The organism is Virgibacillus xinjiangensis, assembly GCF_042643145.1.
Lineage (GTDB): Bacteria > Bacillota > Bacilli > Bacillales > Amphibacillaceae > Virgibacillus_O > Virgibacillus_O xinjiangensis.
Window position 1 is genome coordinate 59040 of record NZ_JBHRSA010000058.1, and the last position, 22219, is coordinate 81258.

At 46.4% G+C, this 22219-nt stretch carries 18 protein-coding genes; all 18 read left to right on the forward strand.

All coding sequences use genetic code 11. From position 1 onward, the window contains the following. Positions 1 to 3: 3 nt before the first annotated feature. The 18 genes from tcuA (ACFOGI_RS16380) (at position 4) to ACFOGI_RS16465 (ending at position 22203) form a co-directional block, all read left to right on the forward strand. A complete protein-coding gene (tcuA, locus tag ACFOGI_RS16380; RefSeq protein ID WP_390274940.1) occupies positions 4 to 1431 on the forward strand; it encodes an FAD-dependent tricarballylate dehydrogenase TcuA in 1428 nt (475 codons plus the stop codon). A gap of 157 nt (positions 1432 to 1588) precedes the next feature. Continuing rightward, complete coding sequence (gene tcuA, locus ACFOGI_RS16385; RefSeq protein ID WP_390274943.1) at positions 1589 to 3103, forward strand: FAD-dependent tricarballylate dehydrogenase TcuA; 1515 nt, start codon at positions 1589 to 1591, stop codon at positions 3101 to 3103. Between the two features lie 95 nt (positions 3104 to 3198). After that, on the forward strand, positions 3199 to 4038 hold the full coding sequence (locus tag ACFOGI_RS16390; protein WP_390274945.1) for an alpha/beta fold hydrolase: 840 nt from the start codon (positions 3199 to 3201) through the stop codon (positions 4036 to 4038). 255 nt (positions 4039 to 4293) lie between these two features. Continuing rightward, positions 4294 to 5550 carry an MFS transporter gene (locus ACFOGI_RS16395; protein ID WP_390274948.1) on the forward strand — a complete coding sequence of 419 codons (1257 nt, stop codon included), beginning with the start codon at positions 4294 to 4296 and terminating at the stop codon, positions 5548 to 5550. A gap of 53 nt (positions 5551 to 5603) precedes the next feature. Beyond that, positions 5604 to 7901 (forward strand): arylsulfatase, encoded by a 2298-nt coding sequence (locus ACFOGI_RS16400; RefSeq protein ID WP_390274951.1) that lies wholly within the window; start codon positions 5604 to 5606, stop codon positions 7899 to 7901. 107 nt (positions 7902 to 8008) lie between these two features. Next, a complete protein-coding gene (locus ACFOGI_RS16405) occupies positions 8009 to 8956 on the forward strand; it encodes a formylglycine-generating enzyme family protein (protein WP_390274954.1) in 948 nt (315 codons plus the stop codon). A 103-nt stretch (positions 8957 to 9059) separates the two neighbouring features. Continuing rightward, the gene (locus ACFOGI_RS16410) at positions 9060 to 10067 is read left to right on the forward strand and encodes a TRAP transporter substrate-binding protein (RefSeq protein ID WP_390274957.1); all 1008 of its coding nucleotides are present in this window, start codon (positions 9060 to 9062) and stop codon (positions 10065 to 10067) included. Between the two features lie 75 nt (positions 10068 to 10142). Then, entirely contained in the window at positions 10143 to 10634 is a 492-nt protein-coding gene (locus ACFOGI_RS16415) for a TRAP transporter small permease (RefSeq protein WP_390274961.1), read from the forward strand. Then, positions 10631 to 11908 (forward strand): TRAP transporter large permease, encoded by a 1278-nt coding sequence (locus tag ACFOGI_RS16420; protein ID WP_390274963.1) that lies wholly within the window; start codon positions 10631 to 10633, stop codon positions 11906 to 11908. Before ACFOGI_RS16415 ends, ACFOGI_RS16420 begins: the two co-directional genes overlap by 4 nt. Positions 11909 to 12053: 145 nt before the next feature. After that, complete coding sequence (locus ACFOGI_RS16425; RefSeq protein WP_390274965.1) at positions 12054 to 13250, forward strand: acyl-CoA dehydrogenase family protein; 1197 nt, start codon at positions 12054 to 12056, stop codon at positions 13248 to 13250. 183 nt (positions 13251 to 13433) lie between these two features. Beyond that, positions 13434 to 14846 carry a hypothetical protein gene (locus ACFOGI_RS16430; protein WP_390274968.1) on the forward strand — a complete coding sequence of 471 codons (1413 nt, stop codon included), beginning with the start codon at positions 13434 to 13436 and terminating at the stop codon, positions 14844 to 14846. A 210-nt stretch (positions 14847 to 15056) separates the two neighbouring features. Next, positions 15057 to 15485: a MaoC/PaaZ C-terminal domain-containing protein gene (locus ACFOGI_RS16435; protein ID WP_390274971.1), complete on the forward strand. Its 429-nt coding sequence runs from the start codon at positions 15057 to 15059 to the stop codon at positions 15483 to 15485. Positions 15486 to 15512: 27 nt separating this feature from the next. After that, the gene (locus ACFOGI_RS16440) at positions 15513 to 16499 is read left to right on the forward strand and encodes an NAD(P)H-dependent flavin oxidoreductase (protein WP_390274974.1); all 987 of its coding nucleotides are present in this window, start codon (positions 15513 to 15515) and stop codon (positions 16497 to 16499) included. Positions 16500 to 16635: 136 nt separating this feature from the next. Continuing rightward, entirely contained in the window at positions 16636 to 17061 is a 426-nt protein-coding gene (locus ACFOGI_RS16445; protein ID WP_390274976.1) for a hypothetical protein, read from the forward strand. Positions 17062 to 17070: 9 nt separating this feature from the next. Further along, positions 17071 to 18381, forward strand: a complete 1311-nt coding sequence (locus tag ACFOGI_RS16450) for a sigma-54 interaction domain-containing protein (protein WP_390274979.1) — start codon at positions 17071 to 17073, stop codon at positions 18379 to 18381. A gap of 726 nt (positions 18382 to 19107) precedes the next feature. Beyond that, the gene (locus ACFOGI_RS16455) at positions 19108 to 20424 is read left to right on the forward strand and encodes a GntP family permease (protein WP_390274981.1); all 1317 of its coding nucleotides are present in this window, start codon (positions 19108 to 19110) and stop codon (positions 20422 to 20424) included. Positions 20425 to 20443: 19 nt separating this feature from the next. After that, entirely contained in the window at positions 20444 to 20887 is a 444-nt protein-coding gene (locus ACFOGI_RS16460; RefSeq protein WP_390274983.1) for a MaoC/PaaZ C-terminal domain-containing protein, read from the forward strand. A gap of 131 nt (positions 20888 to 21018) precedes the next feature. After that, entirely contained in the window at positions 21019 to 22203 is a 1185-nt protein-coding gene (locus ACFOGI_RS16465) for an acyl-CoA dehydrogenase family protein (protein ID WP_390274986.1), read from the forward strand. Positions 22204 to 22219: the final 16 nt, after the last annotated feature.

Below are 22219 nucleotides of genomic sequence, written 5' to 3' on the forward strand. Positions count from 1 at the left end.
ATCATGGCGGAGAATACCAATGAAATGGATTTCGATATTGTTGTAGTGGGCTGTGGCGTGGCCGGAACAGCTGCGGCACTATCAGCAGCTGAGCAGGCAAAGGGTCTTGACCGCCCGTTGCGGGTAGTGATCCTCGAACGTTCCGGCTATGAAACAAGAGGAGGAAACTCGCGGGATACTGCAGCATACCTGCGAATGGAAGACGAAACGAAGGTAGCGGAAAACTTTGTGGAAGAAATGATGGAATTTTCTGGGGGGAGCAGTGATGAAAATTATATCCGTACCCTCAGTGAGAAAGCAGGAGAGACCATTTCCTGGGTGAAAGAAAGAGGCGTGGAGTTCGATTACCTGCCTACTTTGTTCCTGACGGCAAATCGGCCGCGTCTTTTACCAGTCGGAGGCGGCAGGGCCATTTTGGACCAACTTTCCAAGCATGCGGAACGTTTGGATGTACAAATCGCCTATCAATCTACAGCATGGCGCCTCGGAATTGGAGATGATGGCAGCGTAAATGAAATCTGGATTCGCAGTGAAGATGGCACTTCCACAAAAGTGACGACAAGGGCGGTCATTCTTGCTAATGGCGGATTCCAGGGCAACGCAGAAATGCTGACCAGATATCTGGGCAAGGATGCGTATAAACTCCCTACCATCGCACCTGGAGGGATGTTCAATAAGGGAGAGGGCATCCATATGGCATTCGATCTTGGTGCAAAAAGTTCAGGGCAGCTGGATTCCTTTCATGCGGAGCCATCCGACCCGCGCAGCAATCGCGGGGACGCTGCGGTGATGACCTATCCATATGGCATTCTTGTCGATCGTTCCGGCAGCCGTTTTGTTGATGAAGGTGTTTCCACCATCGATGAACAATATGAAGCGGTGGCAAGGAGGATATTCGACCTGCCGGACCATGTTGCTTATATGATCAGTGATCAACGGATGTTTGATATCGAGGATTATGAAAATGCCATTCAGACAGAGAAACCGCCAATACAGGCAGAAACAATCGAAGAACTGGCTGAAAAAATAAATATCCCGCCAGAGAAGCTGAAGAAAACAGTAGAAGAATATAATGCAGCTGTACAGCCGGGTGAGTTCGACCCTAAGAATCTGGACGGCAAATGCACGAAGGGGCTTACACCAGAAAAGTCGAACTGGGCAATTTCAATTGATAAAGGTCCATTTATTTGCTATCCGATCCAATGCTCCAATGTTTTCACCTATGGAGGGATTGCAACCGATAACCGTAGCCGTGTCCTTTCACAAGATGATTATCCGATCCCTGGGTTGTATGCAGCAGGAGAAGTGACTGGCCTTTATCATGGCAAGTATCCTGGTGGAACCTCTGTGATGCGCGGCTTGGTTTTTGGCAGGATTGCCGGTGAAGAAGCCGCTAAATTTGTTGCCGAAGTACCGGAAACAGTACGTTAAAGCGTAGAAATATTCATACAGGAGGACTCATTCCTCCTGTTTTTTTAAACAACAGAGGACATACATACACCCATGTCCCGGAAAGTACACAGCATATGTCCACCAATAAGGGGCGGGACCAGTCAACTAACAGTGATCAGAAAGGGAGGGTCTCCAATTGAGTGAAAGAGAACACTTGGAAACAGATGTGGTAATTGTCGGAGCAGGGAATGCAGCGATGTCTGCTGCTATTTCTGCGAGTGAGCATGGTGCCCGGGCGCTCGTACTGGAAAAATCCCCCGAGAAGCATAAAGGGGGGAACAGCACGTATACACATGGATCCATTCGTTTTGCTTATGAAGGTATAGAGGATATCAAGGAAGTGGTGCCCGATCTCACGGAAGAAGAAGAGCGGACAACCGACTTCGGAAGTTATCCAGATGAACAGTTTTTCGAAGATATGTGCCGTTTGACGGATTACCGGACCGATCCGGAACTGGCATCATTGCTTACAAGTGAAAGCTTGGCGACGATGAAATGGCTGCATTCTCATAACGTGCGCTTTGTTCCCATCTACGGCCGGCAGGCATTCAAGGTCGACGGCTTTTTCAAATTTTGGGGAGGTATGGTCCTGGAATCCGTTGGCGGGGGTTATGGACTGGTGGACACTCTCCATAAGAAGGCGGAGAAGCTAGGAACAAAGGTATTGTTCCAGGCCATGGCTACAGAGCTTCTATATGATGATGAGGGAGTCCATGGAGTGGTCTTCAAACATAAGGGGAAAACGAAAGAAGTGCATGCCAAATCTGTCATCCTTGCTTCAGGCGGGTTCCATGCCAATAAAGAGATGCGCACCAGGTATCTGGGTCCTGGATGGGATCTTGCAAAAACCCGTGGCAGTCGTTATAACACGGGAGACGGTATCCGAATGGCTCTGGATATCGGTGCAGCATCCACAGGAAATTGGTCTGGTGCCCATTCAGTTGGCGGGGATATGAATGCCCCGGAATTTGCCGAGGGGTTCCAAAAGCTAAGTTATCCTTTCGGGGTCATCGTCAATGCAGAAGGAAAACGCTTTGTGGATGAAGGAGCGGATTTCCGAAATTATACGTATGCCAAATATGGCAGAAGGATACTGGAGCAGCCTGGCCAGTTTGCTTGGCAGATATTCGATCAGAAGGTGACCGGGTTGTTGCGTGAGGAGTATAAAATCAGGCAGGTGACGAAGGTGACGGCCAATACGCTGCAAGAGTTGGCCGAAAAGCTGGTAGGAGTAGATGCCGAAGCCTTTATGAAGACAGTAGATGAGTACAATCAAGCTGTAAGGAAGGATGTTCCGTTCCATCCAAATATAAAGGACGGACGCTGTACCGAAGGACTGGAGGTGCCAAAATCGAATTGGGCCAACACGCTGGATGAAGGGCCGTTTGAAGCTTATCAGGTCACTTGTGGAATCACCTTCACCTATGGAGGCCTGGAGATCAATACAGAAACGGAGGTCCAAGATATACTGGGGCAATCGATTCCTGGCTTATATGCGGCTGGAGAATTGGTGGGTGGTTTGTTCTACTTCAATTATCCTGGAGGTGCAGGTCTGATGGCTGGCTCCGTGTTTGGAAGGATTGCCGGTAGAAATGCAGCGGAATTTGTCGAAAAGGTGGAGAATGGCCAGTTGAACCAAGTCAACCACTAAAAATTGTTGGAAACCACCAGCTTTTTAAGTGATATTTCTTCTAGATATAGTAGGTAGAATATTTTTAAAATTAGAATACAAGGAGGCTGGTTTACATGCAGAATAATGCAACACAAACCATTCAGACGAAGAATTTTAAAACTTACGTAAACCGATCCGGTGAAGGGAATCCGGAGACGATACTATTCCTCCACGGTTCAGGTCCTGGTGTAACGGCTTATGCCAATTGGAGATATCAATTGGAAGAGTGCAGTGACCAATATGACTGTGTGGCGCCGGATCTCTATGGGTTTGGGGATAGTGGACATCCGGATCCTTTGCCGGAGAACAGGCAAGGATGGATGCGCTACTGGGTCGACCAGATGATTGAATTGCTCGATGAATTGGAGGTAGAGAAGGCTCATGTAGTCGGTAACTCTCTGGGCTGCTCCGTAGCACTGGAACTTCTTCTGGAACATCCGGAAAGATTCGAGCGAGTCGTACTGATGGGACCAGGAGGCACCCCGAATACAAAATTAAGTCCGGAATTGGCGCGGGCGAAAGGATTCTACAACGAACCTTCGCCTCAGAAAATGCTTCAGATTCTCAGCTGGTTCGTCTATGACTATAAAGGAATGGCTGATGAAATTGAATCAGTAACAGAGATAAGATATGAGACGGCCATGCGTCCGGAAATCAAACGTTCCAATGCCTCCATCTTTTCGACTGCTGCCGTTCCGGTACCCGTAACGGCCATGGAGCGGATAGAACAAGAGGTCATGCTAGTGCATGGACGTGATGACCGTGTATGCTCCATTGATGCCAGCTATTATCTTCTTTCACATCTTTCGAATGTCCAGATGCATGTATATAGCCGCTGTGGACATTGGACGCAGATTGAGCATCATGAAAGCTTCAGCAATCTGCTGAAGGATTATTTTTCAGAGAATATATAAATCTCCAAATGAGGTGTTGTCCAGCCGTGATGTGATTCTTTTGTAAAGGAGCAGATCACGGCTTAGCTATAGTAGGGGACAATAGAAAGTTGGAATTTTTCCAGCATGAAAGGGGGGAACATGCGCATTTAATTACCAGAATATTCTGTTTAGAAGAAATCTGTCTACAGACTCTGTCACTGGTTTTTGACAGGACTGACTGACAGGCAAGGAGCATCCGGGTACAAAAATTGAATAGGGGAAGTGGGTCTGTTAATGCGATTGAAAACGAGTGAAGTGAAGTATGAATCAATGCTGGTGCTAATGTTCTTTCTGGCATGGGGATTTTTGTTTTTGGATAGACAGGCCTTATCGATGCTCATGCCTTTGATGATCGAAGATATTGCGATGACCAATACACAAATAGGGCAGGTCAACATGTGGCAGACCATCGGATTTGCTGTATCTGCCCCAGTGTTCGCCATTCTCTCAGATAGACTGGGGCATAAAAAGCAGATTATCTTCTGGGCTACGATGGTAACCTCCGTCCTTGCATTGATTACGATGTTTGCTGGTTCATATGGCTATCTCTTAATCGTCCGTACACTGCTTGGGGCTAGTGAAGGTGTAATCCTGCCGATTGCTATTTCCATGCTTGCAGCTGTTTCGCGGCCAAAGAAGCTTGGAAGGAATATGGGATTGATCTATGCAGGCAGTGCAGTAATCGGAGTTGCCATTGGACCTGTAGTAGTGACCCAACTGGGTGAACTGTTCAATTGGAGATGGTCTTTTCTCTTTGTAAGCTTCCCAAGTTTTGTAACCGCTTTATTGATGCTCAAATATATCAAACCTGATGTGCCATCCACGGAAAATCAACCATCTGGCAGAGAGTCGGTCAGTTTCCAGCAGATTTTCTCCGTCCTGAAGAACAGAAATATCCTTATTTGTGTTCTGTTAAGCATCTGTTGTATGGGTGCCATGTGGACGTTCAACTCATTTATACCATTGTACCTGACACAGGTCAGCCTGTTGTCCGTAACCAAAATGGGATTGGTCATGGGCCTGTTCGGTTTACTGACTATTTTCTGGCAGGTGTTCATCCCTTTTTCTTCGGACAAGGTGGGAAGAAAGCCGGCCATGATCGGATATGCTTTCTTGGCAGTAGGTACGCCAATGATGCTTTTCCTTTACCCGGAGTCATGGATGAGTCTGGCTGTATACGTGATGATCGGTGGAGTGATTCTTGCGCTTAACACAATCTATCAAAGCATCATTCCAGTAGAGAGTGTGCCAGGATCTGTCATGGCTACAGCCAATTCCCTGATCATGGGCACAGGGGAATTGATTGGGGCTCTTTCCATCGGTTTGTCTGGAGTGCTGGCTGATGCGTACGGATTAACGGCAGTCATGGTCGTTATTGCTGTCTGCTTCTTAACTGCCTCTATTGTTTCCTTCACATTAAGAGAAACATTGAAAGGAAAAGAGAAGCCGGTTAAACATGTACCAATGCCGGAAGCGGCCGGGAGTGAATAATGAATGGGTATCAAGTGAAATGATTTGGATCCAAATAGTTAAGGAGTGATTGTTTGCTGAAGTTGAAGGACGAAATAAAGTGGTCATCACCACTCAAAAGATTCACAGCCACAGCTGCAACATTAGCCCTGATATCGGGGTGCACTACAGGGAATGCTTCTTCGGATAATGCAGGGGATGCAACTGCCAGGACGGAATCAGAAAATGCTGATCAAGGAAGTGAGGTAGAACCCGATACCAATATTGCATACATCGTACTGGATGATTCGGGATTCTCTGATCTCGCCAGCTATGGATCGGAAATCGAGACTCCATATACAGATGCACTTGCCGATAATGGTCTTCGTTACAATAATTTTCATGTGAATCCAACCTGTTCGCCAACTAGAGCGGCCTTGCTTACGGGAAGACAGGCCCATTCAGTAGGCATGGCAACAGTAGCCAACTTCGATATGGGATCTGACTATCCAAACAAACGCGGTCGTATCAGTCCTAAAGCGGGAACGATTGCCGAGGTGCTGGGTGGTGAGGGATATAACAGTTATGCGTTAGGAAAATGGCATTTATCCCCATCCCATCAAGCGACCCCCTCCGGCCCTTATGACAACTGGCCGCTTGGCAAAGGGTTTGATCGGTTCTATGGGTTCTTGGAAGATTCTACAGATCAGTTCCAACCAGAAATTGTCAACGATAACACCTTTGTTGATGTTACAGAGGAAGAGGATTATCACTTTTCAGAGGTAATGGTCGACCAGGCTAATCAGTACATTACCGATCATGTTTCGACCAATGATTCTCCTTTTCTTATTACCTTGAACTTCGGTTCCCAACACCAGCCAGTACAAGTACCTGATGAATATATTGAAATGTACGAAGGAAAGTATGATGAAGGTTGGGATGTCATCAGGAAACAGCGATTTGAAAGACAGAAGGAACTCGGAATCATCCCGGAAGATGCCGAATTCGTTGAAAGGAACCCGGGCATACCGGCATGGGACGATCTATCTGAAGATGAGCAGAAACTATTTGCCCGTTTCCAAGAAGCCTATGCAGGAATGATGACCCATACAGACGAGCAGATTGGCCGGTTTGTCGAGCACCTTCGTTCGGTAGGTGAACTCGACAACACCATCATTATGGTCATGTCGGATAACGGGGCAAGTGTATTGGGTGGGCCAAATGGTTCCATCAATCATACCTTAACTTACAATGTCATTCCTCAGGAAATGGATGAACTGATGGACAACTACGACAAAATAGGCACCAATGAAGCAAAGGTGGAATTCCCGAATGGATGGGCACAGGTAAGCAATACACCCTTCAAGATGTATAAGGCAACGACATATGAAGCTGGAATCCGTTCACCATTGATCGTTCATTATCCGGAAGGCATTGACGATAAGGGAGAGGTCAGAGGGCAATATCAACATGTAAGTGATATAACCCCAACTATTTACGATCTTCTCGGTGTAGAGCTACCGAAGGAAATTGACGGGGTCAAGCAAATGAAACTCCATGGAGAGAGCTTCGCTGAGTCCCTCGTAAATCCTGAAATAGAAGGTAAACAAACACAGTTCTATGAATCTAATGGAGTGAGGGCCATCTATGATGGAGGCTGGAAAGCGATTGCCAGTCATCAGCTTGGAGAACCATTCGAGGATGATCCGTGGGAGCTTTACCATGTGGCTGAAGATGTAACAGAGATTAAAAACCTTGCAGAAGCAGAACCGAAAAAACTGAAAGAGATGCAAAAGTTATTTGAAAAGGAAGCGAAGAAGTATGATGTTCTGCCAATGACAGACTTGGGACCAGATGGATTTCTATCCGTGCCAGAGGATTCACAGCGGGCAAAAGATAAATTTATCTTTTATCCGAATATGTCCCACCTGCCGGAAGCTGCCAGTCCTTTCATTTTGAATAGATCATTCTCTATTACCGTACCGCTTCATAGGGACAGTAAAGAAGAGGAGGGTGTCCTGGTAGCTCTTGGAGGTTACCAAAGTGGGTATACCCTTTATTTAAAGGACAACCGATTGGTATATGAATACAACATGGGAAATGAAATATATCGGGTTGAATCAGATGAGGAAATACCTGAAGGAGAAACCACTGTGAAAATGCATTTCGAGAAAACAGAGGATCATCAAGGCATTACTAGTTTATATGCGGATGAAAAACAGATCGGAAAGGGAGAAATTGCCCAAACCCACCCATTCAAGCTTTCCTTCGAAGGATTGAGTATTGGAAAGGACAGTCTCTATCAAGTAACACCTAATTATGGGGAGAATGGTGTATTTGAGTTTGGTGGAGAGATAGAGAAAGTAATCTATGATCTGGAAGGACAGAAGTAAATAGGTGAATGGTAGTTTCTGATAATTACTTCCACTCTGGGACTTGGATGTGAGTTCCGGAGTGGAAGCAATCTTTATAGATAGGGAAGCAGAGAGGGGGATTCATCATGGGAAACAAAAAAAGTTGCTTTGCTGCCAGTCGGGGTGGTACCCAAGGGAATATACAGGTTGCAGAACCCTCGAAAACTAATCGCATGGACAAACAGGGAATGGCCTTTATCCCCGGAGGGAAGTTTCTGATGGGGACGGATTATAAATATAGTTTTCCAGAAGATGGAGAGAAGCCGATACGCGAGGTAGAGGTGTCTTCTTTTTATATGGACATCCATGCGGTGACCAATAGGAAATTTCAGAAATTCATAAAAGATACCGGCTACAAAACAGAAGCAGAAAGGTTCGGATGGTCTTTTGTATTTTATCAATATATGAGTCCGAAAACGGCCAAAAAAGTCACCCAGCGGGTGGAGTCTACTCCCTGGTGGTGGGTGGTCAAAGGAGCCTGCTGGAAGAGGCCTGAGGGCCCGGACTCCAATATATATGGCCGGATGGATCATCCAGTCATCCATGTCTCTTGGAATGATGCCATTGCTTACTGCAGATGGGCGGGAAAGCGGCTGCCAAGCGAAGCAGAGTGGGAGTTTGCAGCCCGTGGGAGACTGGAGCAAAAGATGTACCCATGGGGAGATGAGTTGACCCCGGGAGATAAACATCAATGCAATATCTGGCAAGGGAAATTCCCTATTAAGGATCAAGCAGAAGATGGCTATGCAGGAACATGTCCTGTGAATGCATACTCCCCGAATGGCTATGGACTATATAACATGGCAGGCAATGTATGGGAGTGGAGTTCCGACTGGTTCACCAACAGGGTTGGCAAACGCGGAGGAACCAAAAACCCGAGAGGACCGAAAAAAGGAGAGACAAAAGTAATGCGGGGAGGGTCCTATCTTTGCCATCGCTCCTACTGCAACCGCTATAGGGTAGCGGCGCGTACTTCCAATACACCAGACAGTTCTACCGGAAACATTGGCTTCCGCTGTGTGGCGGATGTTTGAAGATGAAAATGTGAAAGGAGGATATGATGGAGAAAATTCCACGTTCCTCATGTCACAGGATAACAAGCAAGTAATTTAAATAGGAAAGGAAGATGAGTGCCGTATGAGAAAGATGATGTTAATGGTGGGAGCAGTATTTCTCCTAGCCCTATTGGCTGCCTGTGATGGAGGAACGGATGAGACAAGCGCCAGTGGAGATGCTTTGACACTGAAATATGGCCATTCAGCTCCTGCTGCAGATCCAGGCGGTATATTTGCAGATAAAGTTGCTGAGGAACTGGGTGAGACAACCGAAGGAGCTCTTGAAGTAGAAGTGTTTCCGGCCAGCCAGCTTGGCGGAGAGGTGGAAATGGTCGAACAGCTTCGGTCAGGGACCATTGACCTGGCCTTCGTGACCAGTGGGGCGCTGTCTAACTTCGTTCCTGAGATCGGCGTACTGGACATGCCTTTCTTATTCCGTGACCTTGATCATGCCCATCAGACGCTGAGAGGAGAAATCGGAGAGGAACTAAAAGATCTGGCCAGGGAGCAGGGATACGAAATTTTGACTTTTTTGGACTATGGGGAAGGGCATCTAGTTAATAACAAACACGAGATACGGACGCCTGCGGATGTGGAAGGACTGAAGATGAGAACCTTGGAGAATGATATTTTCGTTGATACCTTCAAGGCGCTCGGAGCCGATCCCGTGCCCATACCTTTTACTGAATTATATACCTCAATTCAGCAAGGGGTGGTTGACGGAACGGATGCCGTCAATGTGGTGATGACCGGCGGCAAGCTGTATGAGGTGACCGACCATTATACAGAAATAGCCATGAATTACCGTGCCGGTGTACTGTTGATGGATAAAGAGCAATTTGATTCGCTGGAAGATGGCATACAGGCTTCACTGATGGAAGTAGTGGAAGAAAATAATACCCATTACCATGATGTTATTTTTTCAGAGTATGAAGAAGGGGCCCAGGAACTGATTGCTGAGAATGGCGTGAAAATCATCTCGAATGATGAAATTGATCGGGAGCCGTTCAGAGAAGCTGTTCAGTCTGTCTATGATACACATGAAGACAGATTCGGAGATCTGGTGGAAAGGATTACAGAGGTTGAGTAAAAGTGCCATTCAGTAATTATCAGAGGCAGAAAGCAGGCGGCCAGCTTGCTTTCTTGCTGTTGAGGGGGGAGAAGTTTGGATAGAATTTTACATGTGATCAACCGGGCGACAGAGATTATTACCATGTCTCTTTTGCTCGCCATGGTCGCTCTCGTTTTTCTACAGGTATGCACCCGTCTCCTGCTTGATTCATCCTTTTCCTGGACGGACGAGCTTGCGCGTTACATGTTTATTTGGGTGGTTTTTCTGGGAGGGGGCATAGCCTTCCAGCATGGGACTCATATCAGTATTGAAGCAATGAAGGAAAAATTGCCATTCCATTTACAGAGGGTATTGCAAGTGTTCGTTACTGTTGTTTGTATTCTATTCTTTATTTTATTGATCACCACAGGGATCCAATTGATGAACTCCTCCATGAGTCAGACTTCCCCGGCATTGTCATTGCCGATGGGGTTGATGTATTCTGTTATACCTGTGAGCGGGCTGCTTCAGATTTGGAATGTCATCGATATTAATAGAAGGAATTGGAGCCAGCCAAACGGTAGCGTGGAGAGGTTGGAGACATGATTATTACATTGCTGATTATTCTGTTCGTCTTATTCATTAGTAATGTTCCGATTGCCGTCGCTTTAGGTCTAGCTACGTTCATCGTCGTTTTTTTGTCGGGCAGTGTAGATGTCAGCACAATGCCCCAACGTATGTTTTCAGCACTTGATTCCTTTCCTCTGTTGGCTGCCCCGTTCTTTATTCTGGCAGGTAAAATTATGGAGCATGGAGGAATCTCTGAGAAACTGGTCCATTTTGCCGGGAGTCTGGTTGGCCATATGAGGGGCGGGCTGGCTCATGTATCGATTGTGACCTGTATGTTTTTTGCTGCATTATCCGGTTCATCTGTTGCTACCACCGCTGCAATTGGCGCTATTTTGATTCCAGCGATGGTAAAAGCAGGCTATGACCGGAATTTTTCGGCTGCTGTACAGGCTGCCGGCGGGACGACCGGGGTTATCATACCGCCCAGTGTTCCCATGGTGTTATTTGCCGTTACTGGTGGTGTTTCCATTGGTGATCTGTTTCTTGCAGGAATCATACCGGGTGTGATGGTCGGACTTTCCTTGATGGTGGTAGCCTATATCTATTCTGCCCTGAAAGGCTATAAAACAAGCAAACAGCAGAAGTTCAGCCAGATGGGAAGAAGTTTCCTCGATGCCGTCCTAGCTCTCTTAATGCCGGTCATAATACTGGGGGGCATCTACGGTGGATTCTTCACCGCTACGGAGGCATCGGTTGTTGCTGTTGTGTATGGACTGCTTATCGGGATTTTCGTCTATCGGAAAATCACGTTCTCGGTTTTCAGGGAGATACTGCTCAGTACCGTGCTGATGGTATCGGCCCTCTCTCTGATTGTTGCTTCGGCATCATTTTTCGGTTTATGGCTCACGGTCGAGCGAGTGCCCCATATGATGGGGGAGTATGTAAGTGGAACCGATATGCCTTCTTTTATCATTTTCATCATGATTGTTATTGTTTTGTTAGTGATTGGCATGTTTATGGAAGCACTGTCAGCAATTATTATCCTGACACCGATCCTGCTCCCAATTGTGACTTCCTTGGGAATGGACCCAGTTCAATTCGGTATTGTCATGGTGGTTACTCTTTCAATCGGACTGATTACCCCGCCAGTCGGCATGAACTTGTTCGTGGCTGCCAAGGTAGGAAACACCAGATATGAGTCGCTGATTCAGCCTGCTCTTCCGTTTATCGCGGTGTTGATCCTGGATGTTATCATTTTCATCTTGTTTCCGCAATTAAGTGCCGGCATAGCTGCTATGTTGAGTAGATAAAGATGAGGCAGGAAGAAAACAAATAAATTTCACTTGAAAATGCAAAAATATCCAACGCTTTTTTATCTATCATTGGTGGGTTTTATTACTTAAAATTTAACTATAGTTAAAGATGATTCAGCCGTGATGAAAAGGAGAGATTCATATGACAAATGCGACGCAATTGGAAGCTTCCTTTCTGGAAAGAGCAAAAGCTATGGTTCCCAAGCTGAAAGAAAGAGCTAAAGAAACGGAAGAACTAGGCAAGCTGCCTCAAGAGACCATCGAGGAATTGAAAGAAAGCGGACTGTTTACCCTGCTTCGTCCAAAGAGGTATGGAGGGCATCAGACAAATATCCAGACATATTCAGATTGTGTAGTGGAATTATCCAAGGGGTGTGCATCCACCGGGTGGATCATGGCCTTATGCGGTATCCGCGAATTGATGGTAGCCGAGTCTTTCTCAGAAAAAGCCCATGACGAGATCTTTGGCAGTAATCCAGAAGAGGTTTTGTTTGCGGGGGTCTACGAGCCTAGGCAATGCAAAGCGCAGAAAGTTGAAGGCGGTTACATGGTGGAGGAAGGTTTTTGGATGTTCTGCTCGGGATCCCGCCATGCAACCTGGGGGTACTTCGGTATGCCGATCACCAATGATCAAGGAGAATTGGTCGATCAGGTGTTGATGACTTTGCCGTTCGACCATATGGAAATCCAGGATGACTGGTATGTCATGGGGTTGAAAGGGTCAGGAAGCAACAGTGTAAAAATGCAGAATGTCTTCGTTCCGGATCACCGGGCGGTGTCTTTCTCGGAGGCATTGAACGGTAACTTCGAATCCGAGCACTTGCGTGATATTCCCTTATACAACACGGCATTGTTCCCAGCACTGATCCTGTCTTTGGGCCTGCCTGCACTCGGATTGGCTAAAGCTGCGCATGAATCTGTCATCGAATTCCTGCCGAAGCGGAAAGCAGCCCATATCGGTGTAGAGTATTTGAAGGATGCGCCAAGTATGCACCTCCAGCTTTCAGATGCTGCGATGAAGATCGATTCCGCTGAGATGCATTTCAAGCGTGTGGCGGAAGATTTGGATAAATGGGCAGCAAGCGGGGAGTACATGGACCGTCAGGCGCGGGTCCGGACACTTGCAGATATTGGTCATGCCAATGAACTATGCAGAGAAGCATTCGATATTGTCATGCTGTCCAGCGGGTCCGGGTATGTATATGAAGGACATCCGCTGCAGCGCCTGTTCCGGGATTTTTGGACCTTGCACTCTCATCGTTCGCTGTCCCCATCCATCACCAAGGAAAACTATGGCAGGGTTTTGGTAGGTTTGGAATCAAATGCGCTCCGATATTAGGTGGTGAGCCACATATGCCTTTGAAAAACTGGAAGTCCTAGCGGGCTTTCAGTTTTTTGCGGTATTAATCTTTTAATCTTTAATTATACAAAACGACCAGTTCTCCGGACATCTTGCGCTTTCAGCTATACGTGATAACATGGAAGAGATTTGGGTCATCATTCGGGAAGAAGGGGAAGTGTTATGCAGTCTTATATCACACTAGCTTTAAGGGTCTTCATTATCATGTATGCATTATTGCATTTCTTTACATATTTCTATGAAAATGAGTTTCTCCTGCTGGCGTTGGGGGTTGCCGGCCTGGGCATTTTTATCTGTGCTGTCTTGTATTATACACCAGGGAAAATAAAGATGCCGCTTACCTTGTTTCTGATAGGAGCCATGCTGATCATCTTTTCAGAGGGCTCGTCATTTGCTGGCCTGCACGGTGGATTGATCCAAATGCGCGATATGATCGGGCTGATCGTGGTCATTCCTCTCATCGGCTGGGTACTGAGAGGGGAAGCATATATGGAAGCCATCATGCAGGCAGGTCACCGGTTTCTTGATACTAGCCGGAAATTCTATGCCGGTATGATGTCGCTGACCCAGGTGATTGCCTACTTCCTCATGTTTGGTGCCATTCCAATGATGCTTCAATTTGAAAATTGGCTGCTGGAAAAGGAGAAAGGGGAGGCATGGGAGCATTTGAAGGGCACGGCTGTGCTTCGGGGGTTTTCTTTATCTGTCCTTTGGGTCGTCAGTATTCCCAGTTTTGCTTTTGTCGTCGAAGTCATGGATGCTCCATTGGGAATATCGATCTTCCAAGGGATGGCTGTATCCATCTTTGGAGTGATTCTCGCTATCATTTTTTCAACCTTTGAAGAGAAACGATATCAGGTAGATTTGACGAAGGGGTTGCAGAGGGAAATAGGAGAAGTATTGAAAGACTCTGCCGGTACAGAGGAAGTCAATCGTCTCGTGAAAGAGTTTGTCATCCTGTTCATTACACTGTTCGGAACTATTTTTCTCCTCAACGGACTTGCAGATATGCCACTCCTTGTCCTGATTCCGCTGGTAGTGCTGGTTTGGATCATTGCCTACTACTTGATAAAGCGAAGGATTCCGACACTGATGTTGGAGGCTAGAAGGCATTATGAAGATGGTCTGGCTCCCCAGGCGTACCAGCTCTGTATCATGCTTGGTGCAGGTACCATGATTTTCGGGCTGAACCAAACAGTGTTCCCGGATAAGATGGTGAATGGTCTTTATGCCTTTCAACAGGCCGTACCATTTATGAATGTGCTGCATATTCTGCCGTTTATGGTGATTATCCTTGGGTTCTTCGCCTTAGGACCACTGACTGTCATGGTACTTGTCGGCGGTATTCTGGAAAGTATTCATCTTCCCTACCCACCGGAATTAATTGTGCTGGCGATTACTACAGGCAGTGCTATCTCCATTCTTCTTTCCCCGTTGATCATGCCATTGATCATCCTTAGTGGGGCGAACGGACTGAGTGGATTGAAAAATGGTATCATATTCAACTGGAAATATGCCCTGGCATTGTATGTTGGTGTACAGATCTATATACAAGCAAGGGTTGCTTTTGGCTGAGATACGAAGGGAGCCAGGTTATCCTGGTTCTTTTTTTTGTTCGATAATGTTTAAATTTTCGGAAATTTATCTTGACATCTTTCTCATTAGTTACTACTATGAATGTAAGCAGTTTTGAAAGCGTTTGCCGTCTCCGTGATTCTTTCCTCTTTCTCTACCTTCTGAAAACAAGCTATAATAGAAAGATAAAGTAGGGAGAGGGGTAATTACATGAAGTTTCATGAATTCACGGTAGATGATACGTATTTTACGGACGAAATTCATATGACTACAGAAAAAATAAAAGGTTTTGCCGATACATATGATCCACAGTTTCTTCATACAAATGAGGAAGCGGCAAAAGAAGGGCCGTATGGTTCCATCACTGCATCCGGATTCCATGTCTTGACTGCCGTCTGGAGCGAATTAATCAAGATGGATATTCTAGGTGAAGATGCCAGGGGGAGTCTGGGGATGGACAAGATCCAATGGCAGGGACCAGTGCGTCCAGGAGATACTTTGACAGGAATATTCAAAGTCATCAACAAAAAAGAAATCACGGACAAGACCAGGGGAATCATTTCCTTCGAGACAACTGTACTTAATCAGCGCGGCCAAGAGATAATGAAAGGCAAAATAGAAGTGTTTATAGCCATTTAAACTGTAAGGAAGAAAGGATGTTCCGTTATGGCCGATGGTAAAGCCCGTTCTCTCAAGCATTCGATGAAGCTGCCGGTAATCATGGCACCGATGTTTCTCATCTCCAAGCCAAAGATGGTGGTGGAGGCTTGTGTGAATGGTATTGCGGGAACCTTCCCAGCCCTTAACGCCCGTACGGGAGAGGATTTGGAGAAGTGGATGGAAGAAATTAGTACATCTCTGGAAAAAAGGAGAAGAGAGGATCCTACTGCAACTGTTGCCCCTTGGGGGATCAATTTCATTGTACATCGCTCCAATAAGCGTTATGAAGAGGATTTGAAGAGAATCGGGAGGTATCAGCCTCCGATTGTCATCACTTCTCTGGGAGATCCCAGTCCAGTTATCAAAGTCGTCCATGAATATGGAGGAACTGTCTTTTCGGATGTCATCAATCCGACATTCGCCAGGAAGGCAGTCGAGAAAGGTGCGGATGGACTTATCCTGGTTGCCAACGGAGCGGGCGGACATGCCGGTGTACTGAACCCGGTTTCTTTCTTGCATGAAGTCAGGGAATTCTTTGATGGACCGGTGGTTCTTGGTGGTGGATTGTCAAAAGGGGAAGATATCCTGGCGGCAGAGGTGCTGGGCGCGGACTTTGCTTATATGGGAACAAGGTTCATTCCGACTGCAGAAAGTGCTGCACCAGAGGAGTATAAGGAAATGATTGTTGACTCCGCCATCGAAGACATCATTTATACAGATGCCTTCAGCGGAATCCATGCGAATTACCTGATACCTAGCATTACAAAGGCCGGCCTTGACCCATCAAAGCTGGAAAAAAAGGAAGAAATCAATTTTAATAAATCCGGATCGGATACAAAAGCCTGGAAGGACATTTGGGGTGCCGGACACGGTATCGGATCCATCCGAAACATTCAGACAGTGGCGGAAATAGTTGCTGAGCTGGATGATTCGTATCAGAAGGCAGTAGACAGGCTGGAACGGAGATTCAATTTACAGGGAAGCCGGCCTTAACGGCTACTCAATAGGATAGCAGCTTATCAGGAGGAACAGGGCACCATAGAGGTAGATGCCTTGTTCCTTTTTACGTAGGTAAGACTGGTGAAGACATGTTTTGTAAGCATATTCTGGAACAATGGGAGAAGGTAAAATGAGTTATGCAATCACTGATTTATATAATGGACAGACAGCAAGGCTGAGCAGAATGTTTACAGAGGAGGATGTCCGGCGATGCAGTGAACTCACGCAGGATTATAATCCGGTATATGACCAGGATGCACAGGTATGGGCAGGGAGATACAGCAAAGCCCCGGTGCCAGGGCTGCTGACGGAGGGACTGATCACTCAGGTGATCAGTGACAGACTCCCGGGCGTTCCCTGTATCCTTGTACAGAAAGACCTTGTATTTTATTCACCAGTACATGTCGGTGAGGATATCACCGCGGAATTGGTAGTCATTGATATCAATGAAGAAAGAAATTGGGTGACGCAAAAGGTAACCTGTCTTAATCCGGATGGGGTAGAAGTGATCAAGGGGCAGGTTGTGGTATATATACTATCCAAAGCGGATGAATAGGTGATAAGGATGACCAATGATATCGGACAATTGGAGAAACAAGTACAGGCTGCAAAACTGGTGACGGACCACACAGGGAGAATCAAGGATATATCGCCGGCTATGTCCTATCATTTTTCATTAAAAGAGGAGGAAGTGTTGAACTGCAGTGTTCATGCAGTCATCAAGGAAGCCGGCACTAGGAGGAAGGACGGAGTGTTTTACGGAGTAATCGCAGGTGTCCCCTGTCTGTACCAATCAGAAAAAACCGTTGGTGGCCGGACGTACCAAGTTTTGTTGAGAGAAAACGATGTACATAAAAAAGAACTCCAATTCATGCTGCAGGCCATGGACAGGACGAAAGGCAAAGGGAAAAGGGACAACCGTTATGGGTTTGGAGAAATATTGGGCAACAGCGCCTCCATCTGTCAGGTGAAGGATCTTGCTGCAAAGATTGCCATCAGCAATTCAACGGTGCTTTTGACAGGTGAGAGCGGAACAGGCAAGGAGCTCTTTGCCCAGGCAATCCATGATTTGAGTTCACGGAAAAACCATCCATTTGTTGCAGTCAACTGTGTGGCTATTCCCGATGATTTATTTGAATCGGAGATTTTCGGCTATGAGGCGGGGGCCTTCAGCGGAGCAAAAAAAGAAGGGAAACCTGGCAAGATCGAATTGGCACAGCATGGCACCTTGTTCTTGGATGAAATCTCCGAACTAACATACCAGTCACAAGGGAAACTTCTTCGTGTGCTCCAAGAAAGGGAAGTGGAAAGACTGGGGGGAACAGCCAGCAAAAATGTGGATATCCGTGTGATTGCGGCTACCAATAGAGACTTGAAGTCACTTGTGAAAGAAGGGAAATTTCGACAGGACTTGTTTTACCGGTTGTACGTCTTTGATTTGCAAATTCCAGCATTACGTCAGAGGAAGGATGATATTCTACTCTTGGCACAAGCTTTTATCGAAGAATATAACCGGAAGATGGGGAAAGAAATTGAAAGAATGGACTTGGAATTAGAGGAGTGGCTGGTCCATTATGATTGGCCCGGAAATGTGAGAGAACTGAAATCGTATATCGAACGGGGGATGAATATAGCTGAAGGCAAAACGTTAAAAATGGATCATTTGGCTTTTCCTTCCTTCTCCGGACAAATTCCCAAAGAGGAGGAACAGCCGACTGCCTTGGAGAGTTTGGAAGCTGAAGTGAGGAATGCTGAAATCCATGCCATCCAGAAGGCGCTTAAAGAGGCGGATGGTGACCGTTCATTGGCGGCCCACTTGTTGAGGATCCATGTAGCCAGCCTCTACCGGAAAATCTCCAAGTACAACTTGAAATAACTCCGTAGTGGTTATATCAAACAGAGATGGATTATCGGCACCCCTGCGACAAAAATACTCCGCTGAACGTGAATTTCTGTTTTCAGGAGAAGGAATGACCATGGCGATCATCTTTATCTAATCTCTTATTAAAAATGTTAAGGACTGCCTTCGCTGCGATAAAATACTTCGCTTTCCGTGGCACGGCCTCAGTCTCCTCGGAAGCAAAGAGCGCTTCCTGTGGGGCCTTTGGACACGTGCTGTTCCCACTGGAGTCTACGTATTTTATCTTCGCTGGGTGTAGCTTTCTGATTTTGGAGTTGAGAACCACCTTTAGAGATATGTCTCAAAAAATTAAACTCCGACCGTTTCATTTTATAAAGCAACTAGCATAAGCACCTAACCAACCAGCGGAGGAAATCCACGGAGACTTCTAGGGGAATAGTGGCAAGGTGAGACCTCGGAGAACGTAGTCGAGGAAGTTTACGTGTCAACCATGGAAAGCGTAGTGGAACCTCCGTAGCGGCACATCTAACGTATGCTTACATGTTTTCCCAACAACATAGACTACGAACATGGCAACCTTGAAATTTCGCATTTTAAGGTTGTTTTTTTATTAGATTCGCGGCCTGGTTTCGCAAAAGTGATAAAAGACTCGACCATGAGAAACCTACTATCTGTCCCCTCGGTATTTCCACTGGCACAGTTTTTGCATAGTAGTAGAAAACGGAAGAGGGGGAGATGTTTTTGGAGTTTTACAGTGTAGCAGTGATCATATTTTCACTGGCTTTTCTTATGTTTCTCGCATTAAAAGGCTTCAGCATTATCATCATTGCACCAATGGCAAGCCTTGTGGTGGTTTTCCTGACACAGATGCCGCTCTTGGAAACGCTCGAAGAAACCTATATGGGCGGATTTATCAACTTTGCAAAAAACTTCTACCTGATATTTCTGTTTGCAGCACTCTTCGGGAAATTCATGGATGACAGCGGTGCTGCCAGGGTGATTGCAGAGGGGATTCTGAAAGCGATTGGGAGAAAGAGCAAATTAAGGGTGCTTATTGCAATCGTAGCAATCTGTGGCTTATTGACGTATGGAGGCATCAATGTCTATGTCGTAATATTTGCTGTCCTTCCTATTGCCAAGCCGTTGTTCAAAGAACTGGATATTCCTTGGCATTTATTTATGGCAGCATTTTTCTTTGGCTCAGCTACTTTTACGATGACCATGCTGCCAGGAACACCCTCCATCCAAAATATTATACCGACGGAATACTTTGGTACTACTGTCGGTGCCGCTCCACTCGTCGGGATTGTAGCAGCAATCTTTTTAATCACCTTCAACCTCTACTATCTCAAACACATCTTGAAGAAATCCGAGATTAATGGAGAAACCTATGACTCCATGAAAAATCTAGAACAAACTACCGACAATGAAGAAGAACGTTCCTATCAAACGAAGAGAAAACCGCATTTTTTGGTCAGCCTGATTCCACCGGCATCCCTGCTGATCCTTCTCAATTTATTTCATATCGAAGTGCTCTACGCATTGATGCTGTCCGTATTACTCTGTATCGCCATTTTCTGGCCATATATAGAGAAAAAGATACGCACCATCAATGTCGGAGCCACCAATACAGTCCTTCCTATCGTCAACACCAGTGCGGATGTTGGGTATGGTGCAGTCATTGCTGCCTCCACCGGGTTTGCCGTACTCTCTCAGGCATTGACTGATATTCCTGGAAGCCCATTGATTTCCCTGTATTTATCCACATCCTTGCTGGCAGGGATCACCGGTTCAGCATCCGGTGGATTGGGGATTGCCATGGAGGCATTGTCCCAGACTTATTTGGACTTGGGTCTTCACCCAGAGGTTCTCCATCGGATTGCCGTGATAGGGTCGAGCGGCTTTGATGCATTACCACATAACGGAGGAGTGATTACTTTCCTCGCTGTTGCAGGGCTGACGCATAAAGATGCCTATAAGCATATCTTCATGACCGGTATCATTGCTCCTACACTTGCCGCAGTACCAGCACTACTAACCGCAATACTATTCTATTGAAGAAAGGCAGGCGAATGTCGTGATCGATAAGTATTTTGATGAACTGAAAATGGGGGATGATTGGTTATCGGAAGGACGGACTATTACAGAGACAGATCTTGTTATGTTCTCGGCGTTCAGTGGAGATTGGTTTCCCATCCACTCGAACAGAGAGTATGCCAAGGCAACACCCTATAAAGAACGGATAGCCCATGGGATGCTTGTATTGTCTGTTGCTACTGGCTTGATGAGGTTCAACAGTTCGACGGTAGCCGTTTTTTACGGGATGGACGGCCTTAGGTTTGTCCAGCCCACTTTCATTGGGGATACCATCTATGTCAAGGCAGCTGTACATGAAAAGGAAGAGCATCAGAAAAAGCGGGAAGCAGGTTTGGTGACACTCGAAGTCACCATTCAAAATCAACGTGGAGAGGGTGTTGCCCTTGGATATATGAAATTTGTTGTCAATAAGAAGCCGGACTGATTTGCAGCCTTTTTTCGCAAATCTGCAAATGATACGTAGAATTGCAAATTCTAGTGGTCTTAAAAGCTGTGATATCAAGAAAACATTTTGGCATGCATTTTGCATTATAAAAGATGAAGAGGAGGGGTAGCATGGTTGATTTCTCGTTTACAGAGGAACAAGATTATTTTCGCAAGATGCTCAAGGAGTTTGCTAAGGATGAACTCCTCCCGAATTATACCAAATGGGACCGGGAAGGGATCACACCGGCACATTTATGGAGAAAGCTCGGAGAATTGGGAGTCAATGGCCTGCGCATTCCTGTGGAGTACGGTGGTAGTGGCGCCGACTGCGTGACCACCGGTATTGCGGCAGAAGAAATAGGACGCGGGGATTTCAATTTAACCTATGCGGTGATGCTAAACGGATTGATCGGAGAGATCATCACCAATCATGCAGATGAACATCTGAAGAAGGAATGGCTGCCGGAAATAGCTGCAGGCAATAAGATTCTTGGCATTGCCATTACGGAGCCGGATGCAGGAACAGATGCAGGCGGCATCAAGTCGACAGCTGTCCGTGATGGTGACAACTATATACTCCAGGGAGAGAAGTCGGGCATCAGTGTAGCTGTGGCAGCCGATGCATTTATCATTTTTGCGAAAACGGATCCATCCAAAGGGAACCGAGGCATCAGCGCTTTCATTGTACCTTCTGATCTTCCAGGGGTCGAGTGCAAGGGATATGAAGACATGGGAAATATTCCAATCGGCAGGGGATCCGTCTACTTGAATGAAGTAAGGGTGCCCGCAGATCACTTGATCGGTCTGGAGGATAAAGGGTTCTCGCAAGTAATGAACGGTTTCGATCTGTCAAGACTCTTGATTGGCCTGCAATGTACCGGTGCAGCCTTGCAAAGTTTGGATGAAACGATCGAACATGTGAAAGTCAGAAAATCCTTTGGCAAGCCGCTGGCCACTTATCAAGGAGTATCTTTCCCGCTTGTTACCCATTATACCAAGCTGGATATGCTGAAATGGCAAGCGTATCGCGGCTTATGGCTCAGGGACCAGGGAAAGGAGCACACCAAGGAATCTGCTTCCGTGAAATGGCTGGGACCTTTGTACAGCCAAGAGGCGATTCATGAGTGTCTGCTGTTGAACGGTCACTATGCCTATACCAAAGAGATGCCGCTGGAGCAGCGACTTCGGGATGTCATTGGTCTGGAAATCGGTGACGGTACTGCCCAGGCCAATCAGATGGTCATCGCCAAACATGTGATAGGAAAAGAGTATCGATCCTATGAACCACAGATGCCGACTACAGGCAAGAAATGACAGATTAATAATATAG